The organism is Nocardia colli (assembly GCF_008704205.1).
Lineage (GTDB): Bacteria > Actinomycetota > Actinomycetes > Mycobacteriales > Mycobacteriaceae > Nocardia > Nocardia colli.
Genome location: NZ_VXLC01000033.1, coordinates 59,947 through 81,332 on the forward strand (window position 1 = coordinate 59,947; position 21,386 = coordinate 81,332).

The 21,386-nt window shown below is 68.3% G+C and carries 17 protein-coding genes; 9 read left to right on the plus strand and 8 right to left on the minus strand.

All coding sequences use genetic code 11. The annotated features are described in order from the left end of the window. Window positions 1-115: 115 nt before the first annotated feature. Window positions 116-1,318: a dephospho-CoA kinase gene (gene coaE, locus F3087_RS41130; protein ID WP_150407595.1), complete on the plus strand. Its 1,203-nt coding sequence runs from the start codon at window positions 116-118 to the stop codon at window positions 1,316-1,318. 23 nt (window positions 1,319-1,341) lie between these two features. Here the strand turns inward: coaE and F3087_RS41135 are convergent, their stop codons facing one another. Then, the gene (locus tag F3087_RS41135) at window positions 1,342-1,866 is read right to left on the minus strand and encodes a DUF402 domain-containing protein (RefSeq protein ID WP_150407596.1); all 525 of its coding nucleotides are present in this window, start codon (window positions 1,864-1,866) and stop codon (window positions 1,342-1,344) included. A 47-nt stretch (window positions 1,867-1,913) separates the two neighbouring features. Continuing rightward, on the minus strand, window positions 1,914-2,558 hold the full coding sequence (locus F3087_RS41140; protein ID WP_150407597.1) for a DUF402 domain-containing protein: 645 nt from the start codon (window positions 2,556-2,558) through the stop codon (window positions 1,914-1,916). 340 nt (window positions 2,559-2,898) lie between these two features. Between F3087_RS41140 and uvrB the strand changes: the two genes are divergently transcribed. Next, window positions 2,899-5,091 (plus strand): excinuclease ABC subunit UvrB, encoded by a 2,193-nt coding sequence (gene uvrB / locus F3087_RS41145; RefSeq protein ID WP_223885742.1) that lies wholly within the window; start codon window positions 2,899-2,901, stop codon window positions 5,089-5,091. A 20-nt stretch (window positions 5,092-5,111) separates the two neighbouring features. Here the strand turns inward: uvrB and F3087_RS41150 are convergent, their stop codons facing one another. After that, window positions 5,112-5,582, minus strand: coding sequence for a VOC family protein (locus F3087_RS41150; protein WP_150407598.1), 471 nt, complete (start codon window positions 5,580-5,582; stop codon window positions 5,112-5,114). 73 nt (window positions 5,583-5,655) lie between these two features. Here F3087_RS41150 and F3087_RS41155 point away from each other — a divergent pair, with 73 nt between their 5' ends. From F3087_RS41155 to F3087_RS41165, 3 genes are all read left to right on the plus strand, one after another. Then, a complete protein-coding gene (locus tag F3087_RS41155) occupies window positions 5,656-6,543 on the plus strand; it encodes a helix-turn-helix domain-containing protein (protein ID WP_150407599.1) in 888 nt (295 codons plus the stop codon). A 108-nt stretch (window positions 6,544-6,651) separates the two neighbouring features. Beyond that, on the plus strand, window positions 6,652-7,065 hold the full coding sequence (locus tag F3087_RS41160; protein ID WP_150407600.1) for a DoxX family protein: 414 nt from the start codon (window positions 6,652-6,654) through the stop codon (window positions 7,063-7,065). 478 nt (window positions 7,066-7,543) lie between these two features. Next, window positions 7,544-7,996, plus strand: a complete 453-nt coding sequence (locus F3087_RS41165; RefSeq protein ID WP_150407601.1) for a universal stress protein — start codon at window positions 7,544-7,546, stop codon at window positions 7,994-7,996. Between the two features lie 111 nt (window positions 7,997-8,107). Here the strand turns inward: F3087_RS41165 and F3087_RS41170 are convergent, their stop codons facing one another. Further along, complete coding sequence (locus F3087_RS41170) at window positions 8,108-10,396, minus strand: HelD family protein (protein ID WP_396897615.1); 2,289 nt, start codon at window positions 10,394-10,396, stop codon at window positions 8,108-8,110. Between the two features lie 177 nt (window positions 10,397-10,573). Beyond that, window positions 10,574-11,920, minus strand: a complete 1,347-nt coding sequence (locus F3087_RS41175; RefSeq protein ID WP_150407602.1) for a diguanylate cyclase domain-containing protein — start codon at window positions 11,918-11,920, stop codon at window positions 10,574-10,576. Between the two features lie 257 nt (window positions 11,921-12,177). Here F3087_RS41175 and F3087_RS41180 point away from each other — a divergent pair, with 257 nt between their 5' ends. Continuing rightward, on the plus strand, window positions 12,178-13,323 hold the full coding sequence (locus F3087_RS41180; RefSeq protein WP_150407603.1) for a beta-ketoacyl synthase N-terminal-like domain-containing protein: 1,146 nt from the start codon (window positions 12,178-12,180) through the stop codon (window positions 13,321-13,323). Window positions 13,324-13,328: 5 nt separating this feature from the next. On the opposite strand, the gene F3087_RS41185 is transcribed toward F3087_RS41180, so the two are convergent. After that, on the minus strand, window positions 13,329-15,047 hold the full coding sequence (locus tag F3087_RS41185; protein ID WP_150407604.1) for a sensor histidine kinase: 1,719 nt from the start codon (window positions 15,045-15,047) through the stop codon (window positions 13,329-13,331). Between the two features lie 217 nt (window positions 15,048-15,264). Between F3087_RS41185 and F3087_RS41190 the strand changes: the two genes are divergently transcribed. Then, window positions 15,265-15,966 (plus strand): sigma 54 modulation/S30EA ribosomal C-terminal domain-containing protein, encoded by a 702-nt coding sequence (locus F3087_RS41190; protein ID WP_223885743.1) that lies wholly within the window; start codon window positions 15,265-15,267, stop codon window positions 15,964-15,966. A gap of 3 nt (window positions 15,967-15,969) precedes the next feature. Here the strand turns inward: F3087_RS41190 and F3087_RS41195 are convergent, their stop codons facing one another. Together F3087_RS41195 and F3087_RS41200 are read right to left on the minus strand one after the other, a co-directional pair. Further along, window positions 15,970-17,166, minus strand: coding sequence for a sensor histidine kinase (locus F3087_RS41195; protein ID WP_150407606.1), 1,197 nt, complete (start codon window positions 17,164-17,166; stop codon window positions 15,970-15,972). An 8-nt stretch (window positions 17,167-17,174) separates the two neighbouring features. After that, on the minus strand, window positions 17,175-17,810 hold the full coding sequence (locus tag F3087_RS41200; protein WP_150407607.1) for a response regulator: 636 nt from the start codon (window positions 17,808-17,810) through the stop codon (window positions 17,175-17,177). Window positions 17,811-18,140: 330 nt separating this feature from the next. Between F3087_RS41200 and F3087_RS41205 the strand changes: the two genes are divergently transcribed. Together F3087_RS41205 and F3087_RS41210 are read left to right on the plus strand one after the other, a co-directional pair. Further along, window positions 18,141-19,190 carry a glycosyltransferase family 4 protein gene (locus F3087_RS41205; RefSeq protein WP_150407608.1) on the plus strand — a complete coding sequence of 350 codons (1,050 nt, stop codon included), beginning with the start codon at window positions 18,141-18,143 and terminating at the stop codon, window positions 19,188-19,190. Window positions 19,191-19,209: 19 nt separating this feature from the next. After that, window positions 19,210-21,309, plus strand: a complete 2,100-nt coding sequence (locus tag F3087_RS41210) for an amylo-alpha-1,6-glucosidase (RefSeq protein ID WP_150407609.1) — start codon at window positions 19,210-19,212, stop codon at window positions 21,307-21,309. Window positions 21,310-21,386: the final 77 nt, after the last annotated feature.

The following is a 21,386-nucleotide window of genomic DNA, read 5'->3' on the forward strand; positions in this document are numbered from 1 at the left end:
TTCCGGCTGATTGTGTCGTCGCAGTGGAACGCCGGTGTCGGCGGTACCGACGCGCAGTATGACGGGTGAGTGGGCGGCGAGTCCGCCGTCGGCGGCGGGATGCGAGACTTGTCGAATGTTGCGGATCGGCCTCACCGGAGGCATGGGAGCGGGCAAGTCGACGGTGGCGCGAATTCTCGCCGACCTCGGCGCGGTCATCATCGATTCCGACGTGATCGCCCGGGAGGTCGTCGCGCCGGGCACCGAGGGCCTCGCGGCGCTCGTCGAGGCGTTCGGCCCGGAGATCCTGGCCGCCGACGGCAGCCTGGACCGGCCGGCCCTGGCGGCCAAGGCTTTCGCCGACGACGAATCGCGCGCGACGTTGAATTCGATTACCCATCCGCTGGTCGGTAAGCGCACCACCGAACTCATTTCCGCGGCGCCCGGCGACGCCATTGTCGTGCAGGATATTCCGCTGCTGGTCGAAAACGGTTTGGCGCCATTGATGAATTTGGTCCTGGTCGTCGATGTCGACGCGGAAACCCGGTTGCATCGCCTGGTCGAATTCCGCGGCGTAGCCGAGGCCGACGCGCGGGCGCGGATTGCCGCGCAGGCCACCGACGAACAGCGCCGCGCCGTCGCCGACGTGTTGCTCGACAACCGCGGGGAGCCGGACGCGGTCGACGGCGCGGTGCGGCAGCTGTGGCAGGAGCGGCTGGTGCCGTTCGAACACAACCTGCGCACCGGAACTCCCGCGCGGCGCAAGGAAATACGGGTCGTGCCCGCGAATCCGGAGTGGCCGGTGCAGGCGCAGCGGCTGATCGCCCGGCTGTGGGTGGCGTGCGGCGCGGCCGCGTCGCGGATCGATCACATCGGGTCGACGTCGGTGCCGGATCTGCCGGCCAAGGACGTGATCGATCTCCAGATCACCGTCGCCGACTTCGCGGCCGCGGACGGATTGCGAGATGCGTTGGGCGCGGCGGGTTTCCCGGTCCGTCCGGAGGTCACCGAGGACTGCCCGCGGCCGACGCCGCAGGATCCGGCGGGCACGGACGTGTCGCTGTGGACCAAGCGCTACCACCAGAACGCCGACCCGGGCCGGCTCGCCAATATCCATGTGCGCGTGGCCGGTTCGCCGGGCCAGGAGTACGCGCTGCTGTTCCGGGACTGGCTGCGCGCCGACGCCGAGGCGCGGGCCGAATACCTCGAGGTGAAGCGCGCGGCGGAGGCGAAAGCGGCCGGGCTGGTCGGCCCGGAGGCGATGACCGCCTATATCGACGTCAAGGAACCGTGGTTCGCCGCCGCCTACCCGCGCATGCTCGCCTGGCGGGATCGCTAGCCGCGCAACGGTTTTGCCGCGCTTTACCGCCAGGTGAGGGTGACGCCCAGCGACTCGAGCCACTGCCCGAGGCTGTAGTCGTGCGCGGCGATGCCGTCGATCGCGCCGGCGGCGGTCTCGATGGCGGCCTGCGCCTGGGCAGCGGTGACCAGCCCGGCACCGAGCGCGGCGAGCAGCTCGTCGACGTCGAGCAGGTCGGTGCCGCGCCCGGAGCGCACGATGATGTCGAGGTAGTGGTCCACCGACTTCCACCGGTCGGGCGCCACCTGACCGAACTCCCCGAGATCGAGGTAGAAGTCCTGGTCCCGCTGGTGCTCGGGGTGGTAATGGAAGACGGTGGCCCGCAGCGCCAGGTCGGGCAGTAGCCACGATTCGACGTAGTGGAACTGTTCATGGTCGGAGGTCCGCGCCATGTACAGGCCCCACGGTTCGACGTGGTACTGCTCGACCGGCCGCACGAATCCCTTCGGATCCGTATTCGTCAGGTCCGCGAGATCGAAGTACTCGACCTTGGGTCGATGCACGTCAACGGAGGATGCCTGGGTCATGCATTCAGAATCTACCGCCGTGCCGCCGGAGTCGAGTGGCCTGACGGTTACATCCAGGTGAGCGTGATGCCCTGGGTGGCCAGCCAGTCCTCGACGCAGTGGTCGTTGGCGGCGAGTCCGTCCAGGGCCGCGGTCGCGCACTCGAAGGCCCGGTGCGCCTGCGCGGTGTCCACCAATCCCGCCGCGTGGGCGGCCAGCAGGTCGTCGACGCCGAGCAGTTCGACGCGGTGACCACGGTGTACCTCGATGTCGAGGTAGTGGTCGACGGCCTTCCAGCGTTTCGGCGCGACCTGGGTGAACTCGCCGATATCGAGGTGGAAGTCGTGGTCGATGTGGTGCGCGGGGTTGCGCCGGGCGCAGGTGACCCGCAGTGAGAGGTCGGGCAGCAGCCAGGACTCCAGGTAGTGATGGTGCGGCACCGGCACGATGCGCGCCATGTACACGCCCCACGGCTCGTGGTGGTAGCGCTCGACCTGGCGGACGAAGCCCTTGCAATCGGTGCTGGTGAGTTCCGCGAGATTGAAGAACTCGACGTGCGGCCGATGCGGCGGGTGACCGGGCGGTAAGGCGGTGTTCGGCGGGGCGGCGGCGTTGTTGTTCAGGCCCGGCACCGCTGCGCGAAGGTGTCGGGCGATAGATCCTGCGAAGCCGGTGGTCGGCACAGTATTGAGCAATGGAATCAGACCTCTCATGGCTCTTTTAGTCCTTCGCCACATCCGAACATGTTGTCCGAACAACCAAGTCAGAGTACACCCGGGTATTGGCAGTTGGGCGGAATGACGCGATATGTTTTTGGATACGAAATGTGTTGCCGCAAGGGACATTTCGGACACGTAACAGCGCCTGAGAGTGAAACGGTATTGCTCCGGTAAAGCGCGGATTATCTTCCGGGAATGTCGCGCGGCCATCCGCGGTTTAAACATCGGGATGCCGATGGTGACGTCGGCCCGATATCCCTTCCACCGGGCGTGCGGTGACCACCGCCCACACGACCGGAGAAACTTGTCGGTGGCTGGGCTTAGGCTGGTGAGCATGGCATTCGCAACCGAGATTCCGACGGAAGGCTACGCGGAGAGGATCGCGGCCGAGACCCCGCTCGCCCACTCCGAGCATCGGCCGGTCGGCGAGATCGAGCGCAGTGACGCGCGCTTCGAGGTGGTCAGCGAGCACGTGCCCGCCGGTGACCAGCCGGCCGCGATCGAGGAGCTGGAACGCCGGATCAAGGCGGGGGAGCGCGACGTCGTGCTGCTCGGCGCCACCGGCACCGGCAAGTCGGCCACCACCGCCTGGCTGATCGAACGGCTGCAACGCCCGACGCTGGTGATGGCCCCGAACAAGACCCTCGCCGCGCAGCTGGCCAACGAGCTGCGCGAGATGCTGCCGAACAACGCCGTCGAGTACTTCGTCTCGTACTACGACTACTACCAGCCCGAGGCGTACATCGCGCAGACCGACACCTACATCGAGAAGGACAGCTCGGTCAACGACGACGTCGAGCGGCTGCGGCACTCGGCCACGTCGAGCCTGCTGTCCCGGCGCGACGTAGTGGTGGTCGCGTCGGTGTCGTGCATCTACGGCCTCGGCACCCCGCAGTCCTACCTCGATCGCTCGGTGCAGCTCGAGGTCGGCAGCGAGATCGACCGCGACGCGCTGCTGCGCCTGCTGGTCGACGTGCAGTACACCCGCAACGATATGGCGTTCACCCGCGGCTCGTTCCGGGTGCGCGGCGACACCGTGGAGATCATCCCGTCCTACGAGGAGCTCGCGGTCCGCATCGAGTTCTTCGGCGACGAGATCGAGGCGCTGTATTACCTGCACCCGCTGACCGGTGACGTGGTTCGCCAGGTCGACATGCTGCGCATCTTCCCGGCCACCCACTACGTGGCAGGCCCGGAACGGATGGAACGCGCGGTGCGCGACATCGAGTCCGAGCTGGAACAGCGGCTGGCCGAGCTGGAACGCCAGGGCAAGCTGCTCGAGGCCCAGCGGTTGCGCATGCGCACCCAGTACGACCTGGAGATGATCCGGCAGGTCGGGTTCTGCTCCGGCATCGAGAACTACTCGCGGCACATCGACGGCCGCCCGGCCGGATCGGCGCCCGCGACGCTACTCGACTACTTCCCCGACGACTTCCTGCTCGTGGTCGACGAGTCGCACGTGACCGTGCCGCAGATCGGTGGCATGTACGAGGGCGACATGTCGCGCAAGCGCAACCTGGTGGAGTTCGGCTTCCGGCTCCCGTCCGCGGTGGACAACCGGCCGCTCACCTGGGAAGAGTTCGCCGAGCGGATCGGCCAGGCAGTCTATCTGTCGGCCACCCCCGGCCCGTACGAACTCGGCCAGGTCGGCGGCGAGGTGGTCGAGCAGGTCATCCGCCCGACCGGCCTGGTCGACCCGCAGGTCGTGGTGAAGCCGACCAAGGGCCAGATCGACGATCTGGTGCACGAGATCCGGCAGCGCACCGAGAAGGACGAGCGGGTGCTGGTCACCACGCTGACCAAGAAGATGGCCGAGGACCTCACCGACTATCTACTCGGGCTCGGCGTGCGGGTGCGTTACCTGCACTCGGAGATCGACACCCTGCGCCGCGTCGAACTGCTGCGGCAGTTGCGCCTCGGCGAGTACGACGTGCTGGTCGGCATCAACCTGCTGCGCGAGGGTCTCGACCTGCCCGAGGTGTCGCTGGTCGCGATCCTCGACGCGGACAAGGAAGGCTTCCTGCGCAGCAGCACCAGCCTGATCCAGACCATCGGCCGCGCGGCGCGCAACGTGTCCGGCGAGGTGCACATGTACGCGGACAAGATCACCGACTCGATGCGGCACGCGATCGACGAGACCGATCGCCGCCGGGCCAAGCAGGTTGCCTACAACACGGAGAAGGGCATCGACCCGCAACCGTTGCGCAAGAAGATCGCCGACATCCTCGATCAGGTCTATCGCGAGGCCGACGACACCGAGGTCGAGGTCGGCGGCTCCGGCCGCAACTCCAGCCGCGGCCGCCGCGCGCAGGGCGAACCCGGACGCGCGGTCAGCGCGGGCGTCTACGAGGGCCGCGACATCAAGTCGATGCCGCGCGCCGAACTCGCGGACCTGGTCAAGGAACTCACCGCGCAGATGATGAACGCGGCCCGCGAGCTCCAGTTCGAGCTCGCCGGCCGGTTGCGGGATGAGATCGCCGATCTCAAGAAGGAACTGCGCGGCATGGACGCCGCCGGATTGAGTTGAGCGGCAGCGTCCTTCGCGGGTCAGCTCTGGGTGGCCAGCCACTCGTCGACGCGGCGCTTGGCCTCTTCGACGGAGACGTCCTCGACCTTGGTGATGACCGCCCAGCGATGCCCGAACGGGTCGATCACCACGCCGAAGCGGTCCCCGGTGACGAAGGTCTGCGGTTCTTCGGCACTGCGGGCGCCGTGCTCGACGGCCCGCTTGATCACCGCGTCGACGTCGGGGCAGTAGTGCACGATCGAGGTGTGCACCCACTCGCCGTTCGGGGCGAGCACGTTGTTGTCCGGGATGGGCATGCCCACCTGCAAGGTCGAGTCGCCGATCTTCAGTTCGGCGTGCGCGGGCTGCCCGTCGGGCAGATCGTTGCGGGTGATCACCTCGGCGCCGAAGACGGCGGAGTAGAAATCGATGGCCTTGTTGCCGTCGCCGACCGCGAGAAAACAGGTGATGGAGTGGTAGCCCTCGGCAATGGGGTTCACGGTGTTCGTCATGTCATCAATCCTGGTCGGGCGGCCGCTGTCGGTCTTGTAAGAACGCGACACGGTGCCCGGCCGGAGCGAGACCATGCCCGGCCGCACTGATTCCGAGCTGCCCCGCAACCCGGCCGCCCCCGCCGACACCACCGGCATCCTGCACCCGGACGAGCAGGCCAAGTACCGGTCGCTGGCCCGGCTGCCCGCCGGACCCGCCGTAGACCGGTTCGTTGAGTGGTACTGGGCGGTGCGCTGGGACCTGCGCGGCCGGCCGCCCTATCAGGCCGAGGTGCTGTCCTATCCGAGCGTGAACGTCACCTTCGAGCGAACCGCCACCGGCACAGGCAGTTTCGTCAATGGCGTGTGCACAACCAAGTTCACCCGGGAACTCAGCGGCGCGGGCGAGGTGTTCGGCGTCCGGTTCCGCGCGGGCGGCTTCGGCGCCTTTACCGGACTCGACGTCGGATCCTTCCGCGACGCCACCGTCGCCCTGACCGACGTCATGCCCGATGCGCACGGCCTGGCCGACCGCGTGCTCGCCGTGGACACCGACGAACAGCGCCGCGCCATCGTCGAGGACTTCCTCGCCGCCCGCCCCGCCGCCGACGATCCGACCTACCGCCTGGTGCTGCGCATCATCGACGCGATGGCGCAGGACCAGGAGCTGACCCGGGTCGACCAGATCACCGACCGATTCGACATCCCGACCCGCACCCTGCAACGCATGTTCCGCCGCTACGTCGGAGCCGGCCCTAAATGGGTGTTGCGCCGCTATCGCCTGCAAGACGGCGCCGAACTACTCGCCCGTGGTCGCATCGAAGATCTCGCCACATTGGCCGCGGAACTGGGATACTTCGATCAGGCGCACTTCTCGCGCGAGTTCACCGCGGAAGTCGGAATGGCTCCACTGGAATACGCCAAGAATTCGCTACGCTCGCGCAACGAGGTCACGGCGAAGGTCATCCCGACCAGGATGTAGTTGCGGAGCCGACCGTATTCGACCATTCGACCACGGCCCGGGGGATAACTCCCGGGTTGCTTAGTTGAATGTTGCACTACCTACTGTCAGCCAAAAAAGGAGCTGGACATGGATGTCGTGGTGTTGATCGGACGGGTGTTGTTCTCGGTGTTGTTCCTGAGCTCCGCGCTCGGGCACTTCATGCAGACCGAGCAGATGGCCGGCTACACGGCGAGCAAGGGCGTGCCGATGGCGAAGCTGTCCGTGCTCGGTTCGGGCGCGCTGTTCGGTCTCGGCGGGCTGAGCGTGCTGCTCGGTGTGTGGGCCGACCTAGGGTCGCTGATCCTCGCGGCGCTGCTGGTGGTGACCGCGGTGCTGATGCACCAGTTCTGGAAGGAATCGGACCCGCAGGCCAAGCAGGGCGAAATGATCAACTTCAACAAGAATCTGGCGCTGGCCGGCGCCGCGTTGATGCTGTTTGCCTTCTTCGCCCATGTCGACGAGCTCGGATTGACCATCACCGGACCGCTTTTCGACCTCTGACCCCGCTCGCCGCGCTAATATTGCGCGTTCTTTTACTTGCAGGGAGAGGAAGGCATGGACATCATCGGAGCGATTCTCGGCTTATTCTGGGCGAACTACCGGCAGTGGCCGTAATGGCACGGTAGTCCCAGGCTCCAGCGGCCCGTCGCGGTGCGTGATTTACGCGCCGAGGCGGGCTGATGTCTGTCCGATCCGCCCTGGTGTGTGACGAATATCCCAGGGGGACAAGACCGTTCGGCGCGGTTGTGCTTGATCACAGTTTCGTGGCCGGACAATTGTGTCTGCCCAGCTTGCCGATGCCCTTCCCGCATTTCCTGGCGAACGTGTGGCGCCAATGCCAGGACACCGGCAATGTGATGTGCTGCGATTTCTGTTAATTCCGGTCTGTTTGCCGCTAGGGTCGACCCAAGTCGCTGCGCCGGGGCACGTCTTGGTGGTGCACCCGGGCGTAGGCACCCTGACACAGTTGGAGGAGAGAATGACCGCCTACCGGACCATTGTTGTCGGTACTGATGGCTCGGACTCGTCGTACGTCGCCGTCGAGAAGGCCGCCGCGCTGGCTGGAGTGTCCGCCGCGACTCTGGTCATCGCGTGTGCTTACTACCCGACCGACGATCGCGACGTGGCCGCCGCCGCGGATGTGCTCAAGGACGAGGCCTACCAGGTACGCGGGTCCGCCCCGACCAACGAGATCCTGCGCACCGCGCGGGACAAGGCCGTCGCCGCCGGCGCGAAGGACATCGTCGAGCGCGCCGTGGTCGGCGAGCCGGTCGAGTCCCTGCTCACCCTGCTCAAGGACGTCGACGCCGACCTGCTCGTAGTCGGCAACCGCGGCCTCAACACCCTCACCGGCCGCCTGCTCGGCTCGGTGCCGTCGGACGTCGCCCGCAAGTCCCGCTCGGACGTCCTGATCGTGCACACCGTCCGCTAGTTCCCCTCAGCACGACAGACCAAAGGCGCCCTTCCATCGAGACATTCACTCGACGGAAGGGCGCCTTGGTTTGCGTGGCCGCCGGAAGAGGGACTTCGGTCGGGCGCGGGGTCAGGCCAGGGAGGCCAGCACCTCGGGCAGGTCCTCGCTGTGGATCACGCCGAGACGCTGGGTAGCGCGGGTCAGTGCGACATACAGATCGTTGAGCCCGCGCGGTGATTCGTCCAGGATCGCTTGCGGCTCGACCAGATACACCGCGTCGAACTCCAGGCCCTTCACGTCGTGCACGGTCAGCACCCGCACCGATTCATCGGCCAGCTCGGCCAATTCGTCGAGCAACGTGTGCGGCGCGATGACCGCGGTCGTGCCCGGACCGGTCTCGCCGGCCACCAGTTTCGCCACCTGATCGCGGACTTCGCCTGCGGTGACCCGGTATCCGCGCGGCGGGTTCCCGCTGTCGCGGACCGAGCGAGGTGCGGACGCGGACGGATCGATCGCGGCGAGTACATCCGCGGCCACGTCCATGATCTCGGCCGGCGTGCGGTAGTTCACGGTCAGCTCGGTGAGCTTCCACCGCTTTGCCACATACGGTTCCAGCACCCGCTGCCAGGACGACGCGCCCGCCGGGTCGCCGGTCTGCGCGACGTCGCCGACCACGGTGATCCAGCGATTCGGGATGCGCCGCATCACCATTCGCCAGGCCATCTCCGAGAGCTCCTGCGCCTCGTCCACGATGACGTGCCCGTAGGTCCAGGTGCGGTCGCCCGCGGCGCGCTCGGCGGTGGTCTGCCTGGTGCGCACGTCTTGGCGTTCGGCGAGCTGGCTCGCGTCGATCAGGTCGTAGGCCATCAGGATTTCCGGGTCCAGCTCGTCTTCGAGATCCTGTGGCGCGGAACCGGTCAGGATGTCGAGCGCGTCCTGCGCCTCGGCCAGCTGGGCCCGCCAGCGGCGGCGGGAGCGTTCGCGTTCCTCGGTGTCGTCCACGCCGAGCAGCTCGGCCAGTTCGTCGAGCAGCGGCGCGTCGGCGGCGCTGAACTCGCCGTTGTCCGGGCGGACCAGCTCGGCGCGGTCCTCGGCCGAGAGGGTGCCCGCGGCGCGGTCGAGGCGCTTGGGGTCGGCCAGCAGATCGGCGAGCACGTCCTGCGGGGACAGCAGCGGCCACAGTTTGCCGATGGCCTGCTGGATCTCCTGGTCGGCCCGCATCTCGTCGCGGATCTCGGCAATGTCGGTGCGGCTGAGCAGACTTGGGCCGCCGGACAGATCCGAGCCCATGGTCTCGGCGAGCTGTTCGGTGAGCGCATCGATGACCGCGCTGGTGAAGATCGGCTTGGCCAGGTTGTGCGGCCGCCGCGAGGACCGGGCCCGCCCGCGCGCCCGGGTGGCGATCTTGCGATCCAGCGTCACCTGATAGCCGTCGAAGCTGAGCCGCACCGGTTCGGTCGGCACCTCCTGCCGGTCGCGCACAGCCTGCTTGAGCACCTCCAGAATGTCCAGCGAGCCCTTGATCTCGCCCGACCGCAACGAATCCTCGCGCGTCGCCTTCACACCCGGGTACAGGTCGCCGATGGTGGACAGCAGCACGCCGGTCTCGCCGAGCGAGGGGAGCACCTGGCCGATGTAGTCGAGGAAGGTGGCGTTCGGCCCGATGATCAGCACGCCGCTCTTGGCCAGCTGCTGCCGGTAGGTGTAGAGCAGGTACGCGGCGCGATGCAGCGCCACGGCGGTCTTGCCGGTGCCCGGCCCGCCCTGCACCACCAGCACGCTCTTGTGCTCCGAGCGGATGATCGCGTCCTGCTCGTGCTGGATGGTCTCGACGATGTCGTTCATGTGCCCGGTGCGGGCCGCGTTCAGCGCGGCGAGCAGCGCGCTCTCCGCGCCGACGCCGGCATCGCCGTCGGCCGCGCCCGCCTGCCGGGCGGCGTCCAGATCGAGGTATTCGTCGTTGACCGCGGTGACCTTGCGGTTGCGCGAGCGGATGTGCCTGCGCCGGGTCACGCCGTCCGGTGCGGCGGTCGTGGCCAGGTAGAACGGGCGGGCCAGCGGGGCGCGCCAATCCAGCAGCAGGGTCTCGTAGTCGTCCTTCTCGTCGAGGATGCCGAGCCTGCCGATATAGCGATACTCGTCGGCCAGATCGATCCGGCCGAAACACAGACCGTGTTCTGCCGCATCGTATTTGGCGAGATCCTCGTTATACAGCTGGCTGAACGACTCGCGCTCGCTGCGCGCCTGCGGGGTGCCGCCGGATTCCAGCAGCACGGTGCGCAACCGGTTGCGCGCGTAGTCGCGCATCTCGTCGAGCCGGTCGTACAGCACCGACAGGTACTTCTGTTCCTGTTCGGTCTCGCGGGTCAGCTCGGGCGCGCCGGCACTGGCGGCACGATCCTGAGTGAGGTCGGGCAAACTGAACTCCTTCACCGCGATGAGCCGAGCGAACGCTACACACGCAGGGCAATAGCCGCGCGAACGTTCGGAAAACAAGGTTGTCGAGTCTACTGCGATTGCGGCGTGGTCGCCGTAACCGCAGGTGTAACCGGTGACGTGCGCCGAAAAATCCTCCGACGATCATGGACCCGACCGTCAGGACGCGTGTGTGCTGTTCGGCCGGCGGCCCAAGCTGACCGAACCCTCGCGGTGCCCGGACGGCTTGGCCCGGTACATCGCCAGGTCAGCGTCGTGCAGCACGGCCTCGGGGGTGCGGCGGTCGCCGACGGTGAGCGGGGTGACGCCGATCGAGGCGTTCACTTCGATCCGGTGCCCGCGCGCGATGATCGGCTCGGCCATGGTCGAGCGCAGCCGGGCGACCAGCGCGTCGATGTCCACCCGCCGGGTGCCGCCGGAGAGCAGCACCAGGAATTCGTCGCCGCCGAGCCGGCCGACGATGTCGTCGCCGCGCAACGCGCGCTGCAACCGTTGCGCGACGATCTGCAACACCGTGTCGCCGATGGCGTGCCCGAGGGTGTCGTTGATCGCCTTGAACCCGTCCAGGTCGATGAACAGCACCGTGGACACCGGTAGGTCCTCGCTGGTGGCGAGCGCGCCGGCCAGCTGCGACAGGATCAGCGAGCGATTCGCCAGCCCGGTCAGCGAGTCGTGGGTGGCCTGGTATTCCAATTGCCGCCGGCTGGCCCGGAATTCGGTGATGTCGGCGAAGGAGGAGACCGCGGACGAGCGCCGGTCGCCGGGGTTGAGCAGGCGGCTGCTACCGGAGAGCCAGCGGCGCTGCCCGTCGGCCCGGTCGACGCCGAACACGTAGCCGGTGATGGTCTCGCCGGTGGCGAGGGTGCGGGCGATCGGGTGCCGGGTCGGCGGCAGCGGCTGGGCGTTCGCGTCGAGCAGGGTGATCGGCAGCGACTGGATGGTCTTGCCGATGAGCGCGTCCTCGGAGTCCTCGTTGCCGAAGATCCGCATGGCCGCCGGGTTCGCCGACTCGATGCGGCCGCTCGGGTCGATGACCACCACGCCTTCCTCGAGTTGCGAGACAACCGTGGTGAAGTGCTGTTCGGCCAAGCGCTGGGCGGCTTCGGCGTGGCGCTGGGCGGTGAGGTCGTGGATGACCACCTGGTAGGCGAGATGGTCGTGCCAGGCGGTGAGCACCGACACGGTCGTCACCGGCACCACCTCGCCGTCCATCCGGATCAACAGCATCTCGGTCGGCTCGGAGGCGGCGCCCTTGGTGGTGAGGTGACTGATGCGCTCCAGCATCCCCGGGATGGAGCTGGGATGGACGAATTGAGTGAGCGGCTTGCCGATCAGCTCGTCGGCGCTCTCGGCGGCCACCAGGCGCACGGTCGCCGGATTGACGTAGACCACGATGCCGCGCTCGTGCACACAGATCCCGTCGGGCGTGTGCTCGACCAGAGAACGGTAGCGCTCGGCCAGCTGCTCGGCGGCGTCGACCGCAGCGGCTACCTTGTCCTCACCCACTCGAACCCCCGATCGTCGACCCGATTATGGCCATTGGAACATGGGATTATTCTGGTATCGACGTGCAGAAGATCACAGCGTCGAGGCTATTGCTTCGATCACAGTTCGGGCACTTAATCGGGCACTGTCTGGTGATCATTACAGAACCGGTTTTCTAGTTAATATCTGGCCGATTGTGGTTCGGCCAGAGGAATCGGTGAAGGAGCGATGCTATGCCGGGCGCCAACCCGAACAACCGACAACAGCATCAAGATCATATGACGTTCGCCGGGATCGGTGCCGTCAGTGCGTACGGCTGGGGACGCGACGCCCTGTGGCAGGGGCTGCTCAGCGGGAAGTCCGCGGCCTCCGTCCAGTCGGGGTACGGACCCGACCGCGACGAGGATGCCTGGGTCTCGCTGGTGCCGGACGGCGGCGACCACGCGGTCAGCACCAGCCGGTACGGGCGGGCCATGCACGAGTCGGCCAGAGAGGCGATCACCGATGCGCTCGGGCGCGGCTGGCAACCGGGCCGGACCGTCGGTCTGCTGCACGCGATCGTGCTCGGTGACGTGGTCAATTGGCGCGACTTCTACCTCGTCGATCACGGCCGTCGCCGGCCGCGCGACTACCTGCGGCTGATTCCGTCCACCCCGGTCTCGGTGCTCATGCAGGAATTCGGCTTCCACGGTCCCGCGATGAACGTGTCCGCGGCATGCAGCTCGGCCAACGTCGCGTTGATCACCGCGCAGCTGTGGCTGGACGCGGGCATCGCCGACGACGTGGTGTGCGTCGCCACCGATATGTCCGCCACCCCCGACATGGTCGATCACTTCGTCCGGCTCGGCGCCTCGGTGGCCGACACCGAACCGCTCGACGCGTGCCGCCCGTTCCAGGAGGGCAGCCGCGGCTTCGGCATCGGTGAGGCCTCGGTGGCATTCGTGCTGAGCCGTTCGGTGCAGCGGCCGTACGCGGCGGTGCTCGGCGGCGGGATGACCAACGACGCCTATCACGTGGTGTCGGTCGACCCGACACACGAGCAGATCTTCGAGTGCACGCGCCGCGCCCTGGACAATGCCGGTGTGGTCGCCGACGACGTGCGCTATTTCAACGCGCACGGCACCGGCACCCGGCAATGCGACGAAGCGGAACGAGATCTGCTGACCAATATGTTCGGCGATCAACCGCACGTCTACGCGCTCAAGCCGCTGGCCGGTCACTGCCAGGGTGCGGCCGCGGGCGTGGAGGTAGCCGCGGCCGCGATCGGCTACGACCGCGGCATCGTGCCCGCCGCCCCGATCGTCGCGTCCCCGCATCCGCGCCTGCTGGACGGGCCACAGCCGTTCGAGGGCGGCATCACCGCGAAATTGTCGCTGGGCATGGGCGGCAACAACTCCATGGTGCTGCTCGGGCCGGCCGGCTGAGTTCCTCACGGCAGCGGCACCGACCAGCTCAGCCGGGTGCCCGGCATGGCCTCGTCGTCGGCCGGCTTTCCGGCCGCGCCGATGACGAACTGCCCGTCCGCCTTCTGCGCGCGCTGCTCCAGGTTGCGTAGTCCGCTGCGCACCACGTGGTTCGGGATGCCCCAACCGTTGTCGGTGACCACGATGGTCAGATCGTCGTCGACGCTGATCTCCACCGCGACAGTATCCGCCCCGGAGTGCCGGACCGCATTGCTGACGGCTTCGCGCACGACTGCCTCGGCGTGATCGGCCAGCTCCGCCTCCAGCACCGAGAGCGGGCCGGTCACCGAAAACGTCGACCGCAGCGTGGTTTCGGCGGTCTGCTGCCGGATCGCGTGCTCGATCCGCTGTTGCAGCGGGTTACCGTTGCCGCCGTGCAGGTCGAAGATCGAGGTGCGGATCTCCTGCACCACCTCTTGCAGGTCGTTGACCACGGTCGAAAGGCGTTGTCGCACTTCGGGAACGGTAGCCTTCGCGACCGCTCCCTGCAGGGTGATGCCGACCGCGAACAGGCGCTGGATGACGTGGTCGTGCAGGTCCCGGGCGATCCGGTCGCGGTCGGCCAGGATGTCGAGGTCGCGCATCCGCTGCTGCGCGTCGGCCAGCTGCATGGCCAGCGCCGCCTGGTCGGTGAACGCGGCGGTGAGCTCGACCAGCTCGTCGGAGTACGGGGCGGCGCCGCCCGGCCGCACCGTGGTCAGCACGCCGAGCGTGCTGTCCGGCGTACACAGCGGCAGGATCAGCAGCGGTCCCGCGTCGGGCAGGTCTAGGCCGACGTTGACCGCGCTCGCGTCGTCGAAGCGCAGCGGGGTGCGGCGGGTGAACGCCTCGCCGAGCGCCGTTGCCTCGGTGTTCACCAGCTTGCCCGCGTATCCCTCGCCCGGCCCGCACCACTGGGTGACCGACAGCGCCGCCGGCTCGTCCGCGTCGTCCGGGCCGGTCAGGAAGGACTGGTGCGAGCCGGTCAGCGTGCGCGCGTGCTCGACCACGTGCGCGAGCACCCGGTCGGACTCGGTGCCGGCCAGGAACTCGGTGGCGATGTCGCGGGTCGCCGCGATCCAGGCCTGCCTGGTGCGGGCCGATTCGTAGAGCCGCGCGTTGTCCACCGCGATGCCGGCGGCGGCCGCGAGCGCCTGGACCAAGACGTCGTCATCGTCGGTAAACGGCTGCCCGCTTGCCTTTTCGGTCAGGTAGAGGCTGCCGAACACCTCGCCGCGGATCCGCACCGGCACCCCGAGGAAGGTGTGCATCGGCGGGTGGTTGGGCGGAAGGCCAACGGAGTCAGGGTGTTTGGAGATCTCCTCCAGCCGCAGCGGCTTGGACTGGTTGAACACCACGCCGAGCACGCCGTGCCCCTCCGGCAATCGTCCGATGGCCCTGCGGGTTTCGTCGTCGATCCCCTCGTCGATGAACTGCACCACCTGCTGGTCGTGCCCGCGCACGGCGAGCGCGCCGTAGCGGGCGTCGACCAGGCTGATCGCGGTGCGCACGATGGTGCGCAGGGTCTCGTCCAGGTCCAGGCCGGAGGTGACGGCCAGCATCGCCTCGACCAAACCGTCCATCCGGTCTCGGGAGTCCAGGATGAGCTCGACGCGCTCCTTGACCTCGCTGAGCAATTCACGCAACCGCAGTTGCGAGAGGGTGTCGCGCACGGAATAGGGGTCGTTGCCGTGGTCCTCGCTCATATCGGGTTCCCCTTGTGGTGGGCGCGCGAACTGCGCCTTGCGCCAGTCTAGTTCGCCCTTCGGGGACTTTCGGCCCTGTTCGCCACGGCATTGCGATGGTGACATGGGGCTACGGGATCTGAATATCGAAGGCAGGGCGTGTCGCATGAAGTCGTCGGGGCTGTTGAATTCTTCGTCAGCACAACACTGGCTCACCGCAAGCGATCTCGATCTAGCGGTGACTACCTTCGGCGCGGTGCCGGACGTGGACGTGACGAGGGCAGTCCGGGCGATCGGCCGGGTGTTGCGCAGGCACCACCTCGACGCGGCGACCAGGGTGCGGGTCACCGCGCCGGCCGAGGCGGGCGCGGCGACCGTGGTGCAGGCCAACATTCGCTGTCGCAATATCGCCACGCGCGTGCAGGTGACGGGCCCGGGCGGGTTCGCGGTCACCTTCGCCGCCGAACGGCTGGACCGGCAGCTGGCCCGGCTCGCGACGACCCAGTCCCGGGATTGGCCCGATCCCGCGCGTCCACCGCTGGCCGAGGTCACCGAGCCGCGCCCGATCGTGCGGCGCAAGCAGGTCGACCTGCTCACCGGCTCGCCCGCGGAGGCGACGGCGGTGATGGACGTGATGGACTACGACGCCTACCTGTTCACCGATGCCGAGTCCGGCACGGAGGCGGTGGTGGCCTGGGGTGATCCGCTCGGCGTCCGGCTGTTCCGCCAGGACGCCGATGTGCGCATCCCGCCGACGGTGAATCTGCTTCCGCTGACCGCGGATTCGGCTCCGGCACCCATCCTCGACGAGGAGCGCGCCGCGCATGTGCTCTGTCATCATGGACTGCCGTTCCTGTTCTTCACCGAGCAGCACAGCGGTCGCGGCCGGTTGCTGTACCGCCGCTACGACGGCGACCTCTCGATCGTCGAACCGGCCTGAACCTCAGCTCAGCGGCGCCGACCAGTGCACCCGCGTGCCACCGGTCGGCGCCGGTTCGATGCTGCACCGGCCCTCGGATTCCGCCGCCCGCTGCGCGAGATTGGCCAGGCCGCTGGCGATTACATCGTCCGGGACGCCGGATCCGTTGTCCTGCACCAGGATGGTCAGCTCGTCGGCGACGGTGATCTCGATCGTCACCGCGTCCCCGCCGGAGTGCCGCACCGCATTGCTGACCGATTCGCGCACAACGGCTTCCGCGTGATCGGCCAGCGCGGGCCCGACCACCGACAGCGGTCCGTCCACGCGCAGCCGCACCCGGATCGGGGTCGCCGCGGTCTGCTGCCGCACCGCGTCCTCCAGGCGGCGGCGCAACGACGCGCCCGCGCCGCCGTGCAGATCGAAGATCGTCGTCCTGATCTCGTGCACGATCTCCTGTAGCCGATCGATCTCGTCCGAAAGCCGTTGCCGCACTTGCGGATCGTCGACCCGCGCGGCCATGCCCTGCAAGCCGAGACCGACCGCGAACACCCGCTGGATGACGTGGTCGTGCAGATCGCGCGCGATCCGGTCGCGATCGGCGAGCACGTCGAGTTCGCGCGCCCGGCGCTGCGCCTCGGCCAGTTGCATGGCCAGCGCGGCCTGATCGGTGAACGCCGCGGCCAGCGCGCTGAGCTCGTCGGAATACGGCTCGGCGTCGACCGCGCGCACCACGATCAGCACGCCGAGCACGACCCCCGCGGTCTGCAACGGCAGGATCAGCGCGGGCCCGGTGGCGTCGATCGGCGCGCCGAGATCGACGTCGCGCGCGTCGATCAGCCGGACGGATGCGCGCTCGGCGAAGGCCTTGCCCGCGGCGGTGCCGGTGAGCCGCACGACCTGCCCCTCATCCGGCTCGTCGGCCCTCGACCATTGCGCCACAACGAGTTCCGTGGCCTCCTCGGGTGGGATGCCCGACTCGACCACCGCCAGGATCGCCTGCTCCGACCTGGTCAGCGTGCGCGCGTGCTCGACCACCTGGGCGAGCACCCGGTGCGGTTCGGTGCCCGCCAGGAACTCGGTGGCGATGTCCCGGTTCGCCTCGATCCAGGCCTGCCGGGTGCGCGCCCACTCGTAGAGCCGCGCGTTGTCGTCGGCGATCCGGGTCGCGGTGTCCACGATGGTGCGCAACGTGTCGAACACGCTGTGCGGCACGTCCGGCATGCGCGGAGTCAGCGCTCGCCGAGTTTGCTGGCCAGCACCGCGGCCTGGGTCCGTCGCTCCATGCCGAGCTTGGCCAGCAGCCGCGACACATAGTTCTTGACCGTCTTCTCCGCCAGGAACATCCGGGCCGCGATCTGCCGGTTGGTCAGCCCCTCGCCGAGCAGCGCGAGCAGCTTGCGTTCCTGCTCGGTGAGCCCGGCCAGCGGGCCGTCGTCGTCGGGCACGCCGTCGCGCAGCCGGGCCCGCAGCGCCGCCGCGGCCCGGTTGTCCAGCAGCGAACGGCCCGAGCCGACCGTCTTGATCGCGGCGGCCAGTTCCATCCCCTTGATGTTCTTCACCACGTAGCCGCTGGCCCCGGCCAGGATCGCGTCGAGCATCGCCTGCTCGTCGGTGTAGGAGGTGAGGATCAGGCAGCGCAACCCGTCCACCTCGGCGAGCAGGTCGCGGCACAGTTCGATGCCGTTGCCGTCGGGCAGCCGCACGTCGAGCACCGCGACATCGGGGCGTAGCACCGGGATTCGGGCCATCGCCTGCGCGACGTCCCCGGCCTCGCCGATCACCGTCAGCTCGGGATCACCCTCCAGCAGATCGATCAGACCGCGCCGGACGATCTCGTGGTCGTCGACCAGAAATACCTGGAGCACGTCGGCCTCCTTGTCGTCGCCTACCGGACGAAAGCAGCCCCCCACGAATACCACGGGTAGACAACGAGGTTCTGGGTAAGCTCGCAATGAAGTCAACCAGAGGGGCCGTGGGCAGCGGAGCCATAAGGCTCATATGTGCGTGGGAACTCGAGCGATGACATATTCAGCGACACTAGATTTCAGTGCGATCTTCGGAGCGCCGCGCGCCTGTCCGGGCTGCGGTGGCGAGACCTCCGATCAACTACCCGATGCCCTGACGCGGTGCGGCGGCTGCGGCGCGCACTGGGGGCCCGCCGAGGAATGGGCCGATGTCGAAGAACGCAGGCGGCCATGAGAATCGGGCAGATCGTCCCGCCCTGGGTTCCGGTGCCGCCGCCGGCCTACGGCGGCACCGAGGCGGTGGTCGGTAATCTCGCCGTCGGTCTTGACCGGCTCGGTCACGACGTGCACCTGTTCACGGTGGGCGAATCCACCTGCCCGGTGCGCCGATACTCGCTCTACGAGCACCCGACCACGCAGATCGGCGTCGGTGAGGCCGAGCTGATGCATGTGCTCGCCGCCTACGAGACCCTCGCCGACGCCGACATCATCCACGACCACACCTCGCTCGGCCCGTTCGTCGGCGCGCTGGAGCACTCGCCGCCGGTGGTGGTCACCAACCACGGGCCGTTCTCCGAGATGCGCCAGGAACTGTTCCGGTCGATGGCGCGCCACGCCAGCATCGTCGCGATCTCCGAGGCGCAACGCCGGATGGCGGGCAGCGTGCCGATCGCCGAGGTGATCCATCACGGCATCGACCTCGACGCGCACCGATTCGGCCCTGGCGGTGGCGGTTACGTGATCTTCGTCGGCCGGATGAACGAGACGAAGGGCGTGCACCGGGCGGTGCAGATCGCCCGGCTGGCCCGGCGCAAGCTGCTCATGATCACCAAGATGCGCGAACCGGAGGAGCGTCGCTACTACACTGAGCGGGTGCGTCCACTGATGGGCCCCGACGATCCCGAACCGCGCGAGGAAGCCACCGAGCGCCGGGTCGACCTGGTGCGCCACGCCGACGCGTTGATCAATCCTATCGAATGGCCCGAGCCGTTCGGCCTGGTCATGGCCGAGGCATTGGCCTGCGGCACACCGGTTCTCGCGTTTCCCAACGGCGCCGCGCCGGAGATCGTCGAGGACGGCAAGACCGGCTTCCTGTGCCGCGACGCCGGCGAGATGGCAGACGCGCTCGACCGACTGCACACCATCGATCGGCGGGACTGCCGCGCGGCGGCCGAGCAGCGGTTCGGCCGGCTGCGCATGGCCCGCGATCACGAGCGGCTCTATCGCCGCATCGTGGCCGAGCGGACGACCCGGGTCATGGCGCCCACCACGGTGGCGTGAGTTTGCCGAGGCAGGCGGCGTGAGCCATCCCTGGGGCGACGGCTCGGACACGGAGGCGCCGACGGCGATCAACGCCGGGGTCACGCTGGTCGAGGGCTCGACCTTCTGCATCAGCGACACCAGCGGTGCGATCAGCCCGAATCGCCCGGCGGGCCTGTTCGTCCGGGACACCAGGGTGCTCTCGCATTGGCGGCTGACCGTCGACGGCCTGGAACCGCAACCGCTGACCGTACGCTACGACGAGCCGTACAGCGCGACGCTGCTGGCCCGGACCGCGCCGCGGGCCGGCACCGCGGACAGCACCGCGCTGGTGATCATCGGCAGGCACGTCGGTGACGGGATGCGCGAGGACCTGGTGGTGCGCAACCTGTCCGGCGCTCCGCTCGACTGCGCGATCAAGCTGGAACTGGACGCCGATTTCGCCGATCTCTTCGAGGTGAAGGAGGGGCGCACCGGCCACGACGTGGTCACCGCGGCGCGTGCGCTGGACAACGCGGTGCAGATCAGCCGGGCCGAGTTGGGGGTCGCGGTGACCGTCAGCGGCAGCGGGGCAACGGCGGAAGGTCGCGAATTATGCTGGGAGGTAACACTTCCCGGGCGCGGCGAATGGTCCGCCTGCATCGAGTACCTGCCCGCCCTCGGCACCGACACCACGCCACCGCGTTATCCGTGCGGCATACCTGTGAGCCGCAGCACGCCCGCGCAACGCCTGCGCGAGTGGTACGCGAACTCGCCGACCGTGCAGACCGACGACGAAACCCTCGCCGCGGTCCTGCAACGCACCCTCACCGATCTCGGCGCGCTGCGCATCTTCGACCCCCACCATCCCGAGCGCGCGGTGGTCGCGGCCGGCGCGCCCTGGTTCATGGCGCTGTTCGGCCGGGACTCGTTGCTCACCTCGTGGATGGTGCTGCCGCTGGACCGCAGGCTCGCGGTCGGCACCTTGCAGAGCCTGGCCGATCTGCAGGGGACGCAGGTGCAGGCCGCGACCGAAGAGCAGCCGGGCCGGATTCCGCACGAGGTGCGGTTCGGGCGGGCGGCGACGCTGCTGCTCGGCGGCGGCACCGCCTACTACGGCACCGCCGACGCGACTCCGCTGTTCGTGATGCTGCTCGGCGAGCTCTATCGCTGGGGACTGGACCCGAAGATCCGCGATGACCTGCTGCCGCATGCGGATCGCGCGCTGGACTGGATCGAGAAGTACGGCGACGCGGACGGCGACGGTTTCGTCGAATACCGGTGTGCCGCTGATCACGGCCTGGCCAATCAAGGCTGGAAGGACTCCTGGGACGGGGTCAATTTCGCCGACGGCACGCTGCCCGAGGCGCCGATCGCGCTCGCCGAGGTGCAGGGCTATACGTACGCGGCGTACGTCGCGCGCGCCACGCTCGCGGCCGGTACCGGCGACCACTCGACCGCGGAACGGTGGCGGGCCAAGGCCGCGCAGCTGAAAACCGCCTTCAACGAGGCGTTCTGGTTGCCCGATCGCGGCTGGTACGCGATCGGCCTCGATCGGGACAAGCGGCAAATCGACGCGCTCACCTCCAATATCGGGCACTGCCTGTGGACCGGGATCGTGGACGACGACAAAGCCGAGCGGGTCGCCGACCATCTGCTCTCGCCGGAAATGTTCAGCGGCTGGGGGATCCGCACGCTGGCTACGTCAATGGGTGCTTACAACCCGGTCAGCTATCACAACGGCTCGGTCTGGCCGCACGACAACGCGATCTGCGCCGCGGGCCTGATGCGCTACGGGTTCACCGAGCACGCGAATCAGGTGGTATCGGCCATGCTCGACGCCTCGACCCGGTTCGGTCATCGGCTGCCCGAACTCTTCAGCGGGTTCGACCGGGCCGAATTCGACGTCCCCGTCCCGTATCCGACGTCCTGCTCGCCGCAGGCGTGGGCCGCTGCCGCGCCGCTGTTGTTTTTGCGTACGCTGTTGAGACTGGAACCCAGCGTTCCGGAGGGGGTGCTGTCGGTCGCGCCGGTGGTCCCCGCTCGCTATCTCCCGCTGCGGGTCGGCGGGCTGCGGGTCGGCTCGGACGTGCTGTCGGTCACCGTCGACCCGGAGGGCTGGCAAGTCCGCGGCTTGTCCGGTGACCTGCGGCGGAGCTAGCACCCACCCCTGCGGGCAACCTCCGCAATATTGCCGGCGTCAGCGCTGTTGTAGCTGGTACGCGTCGCGCGAGCGAA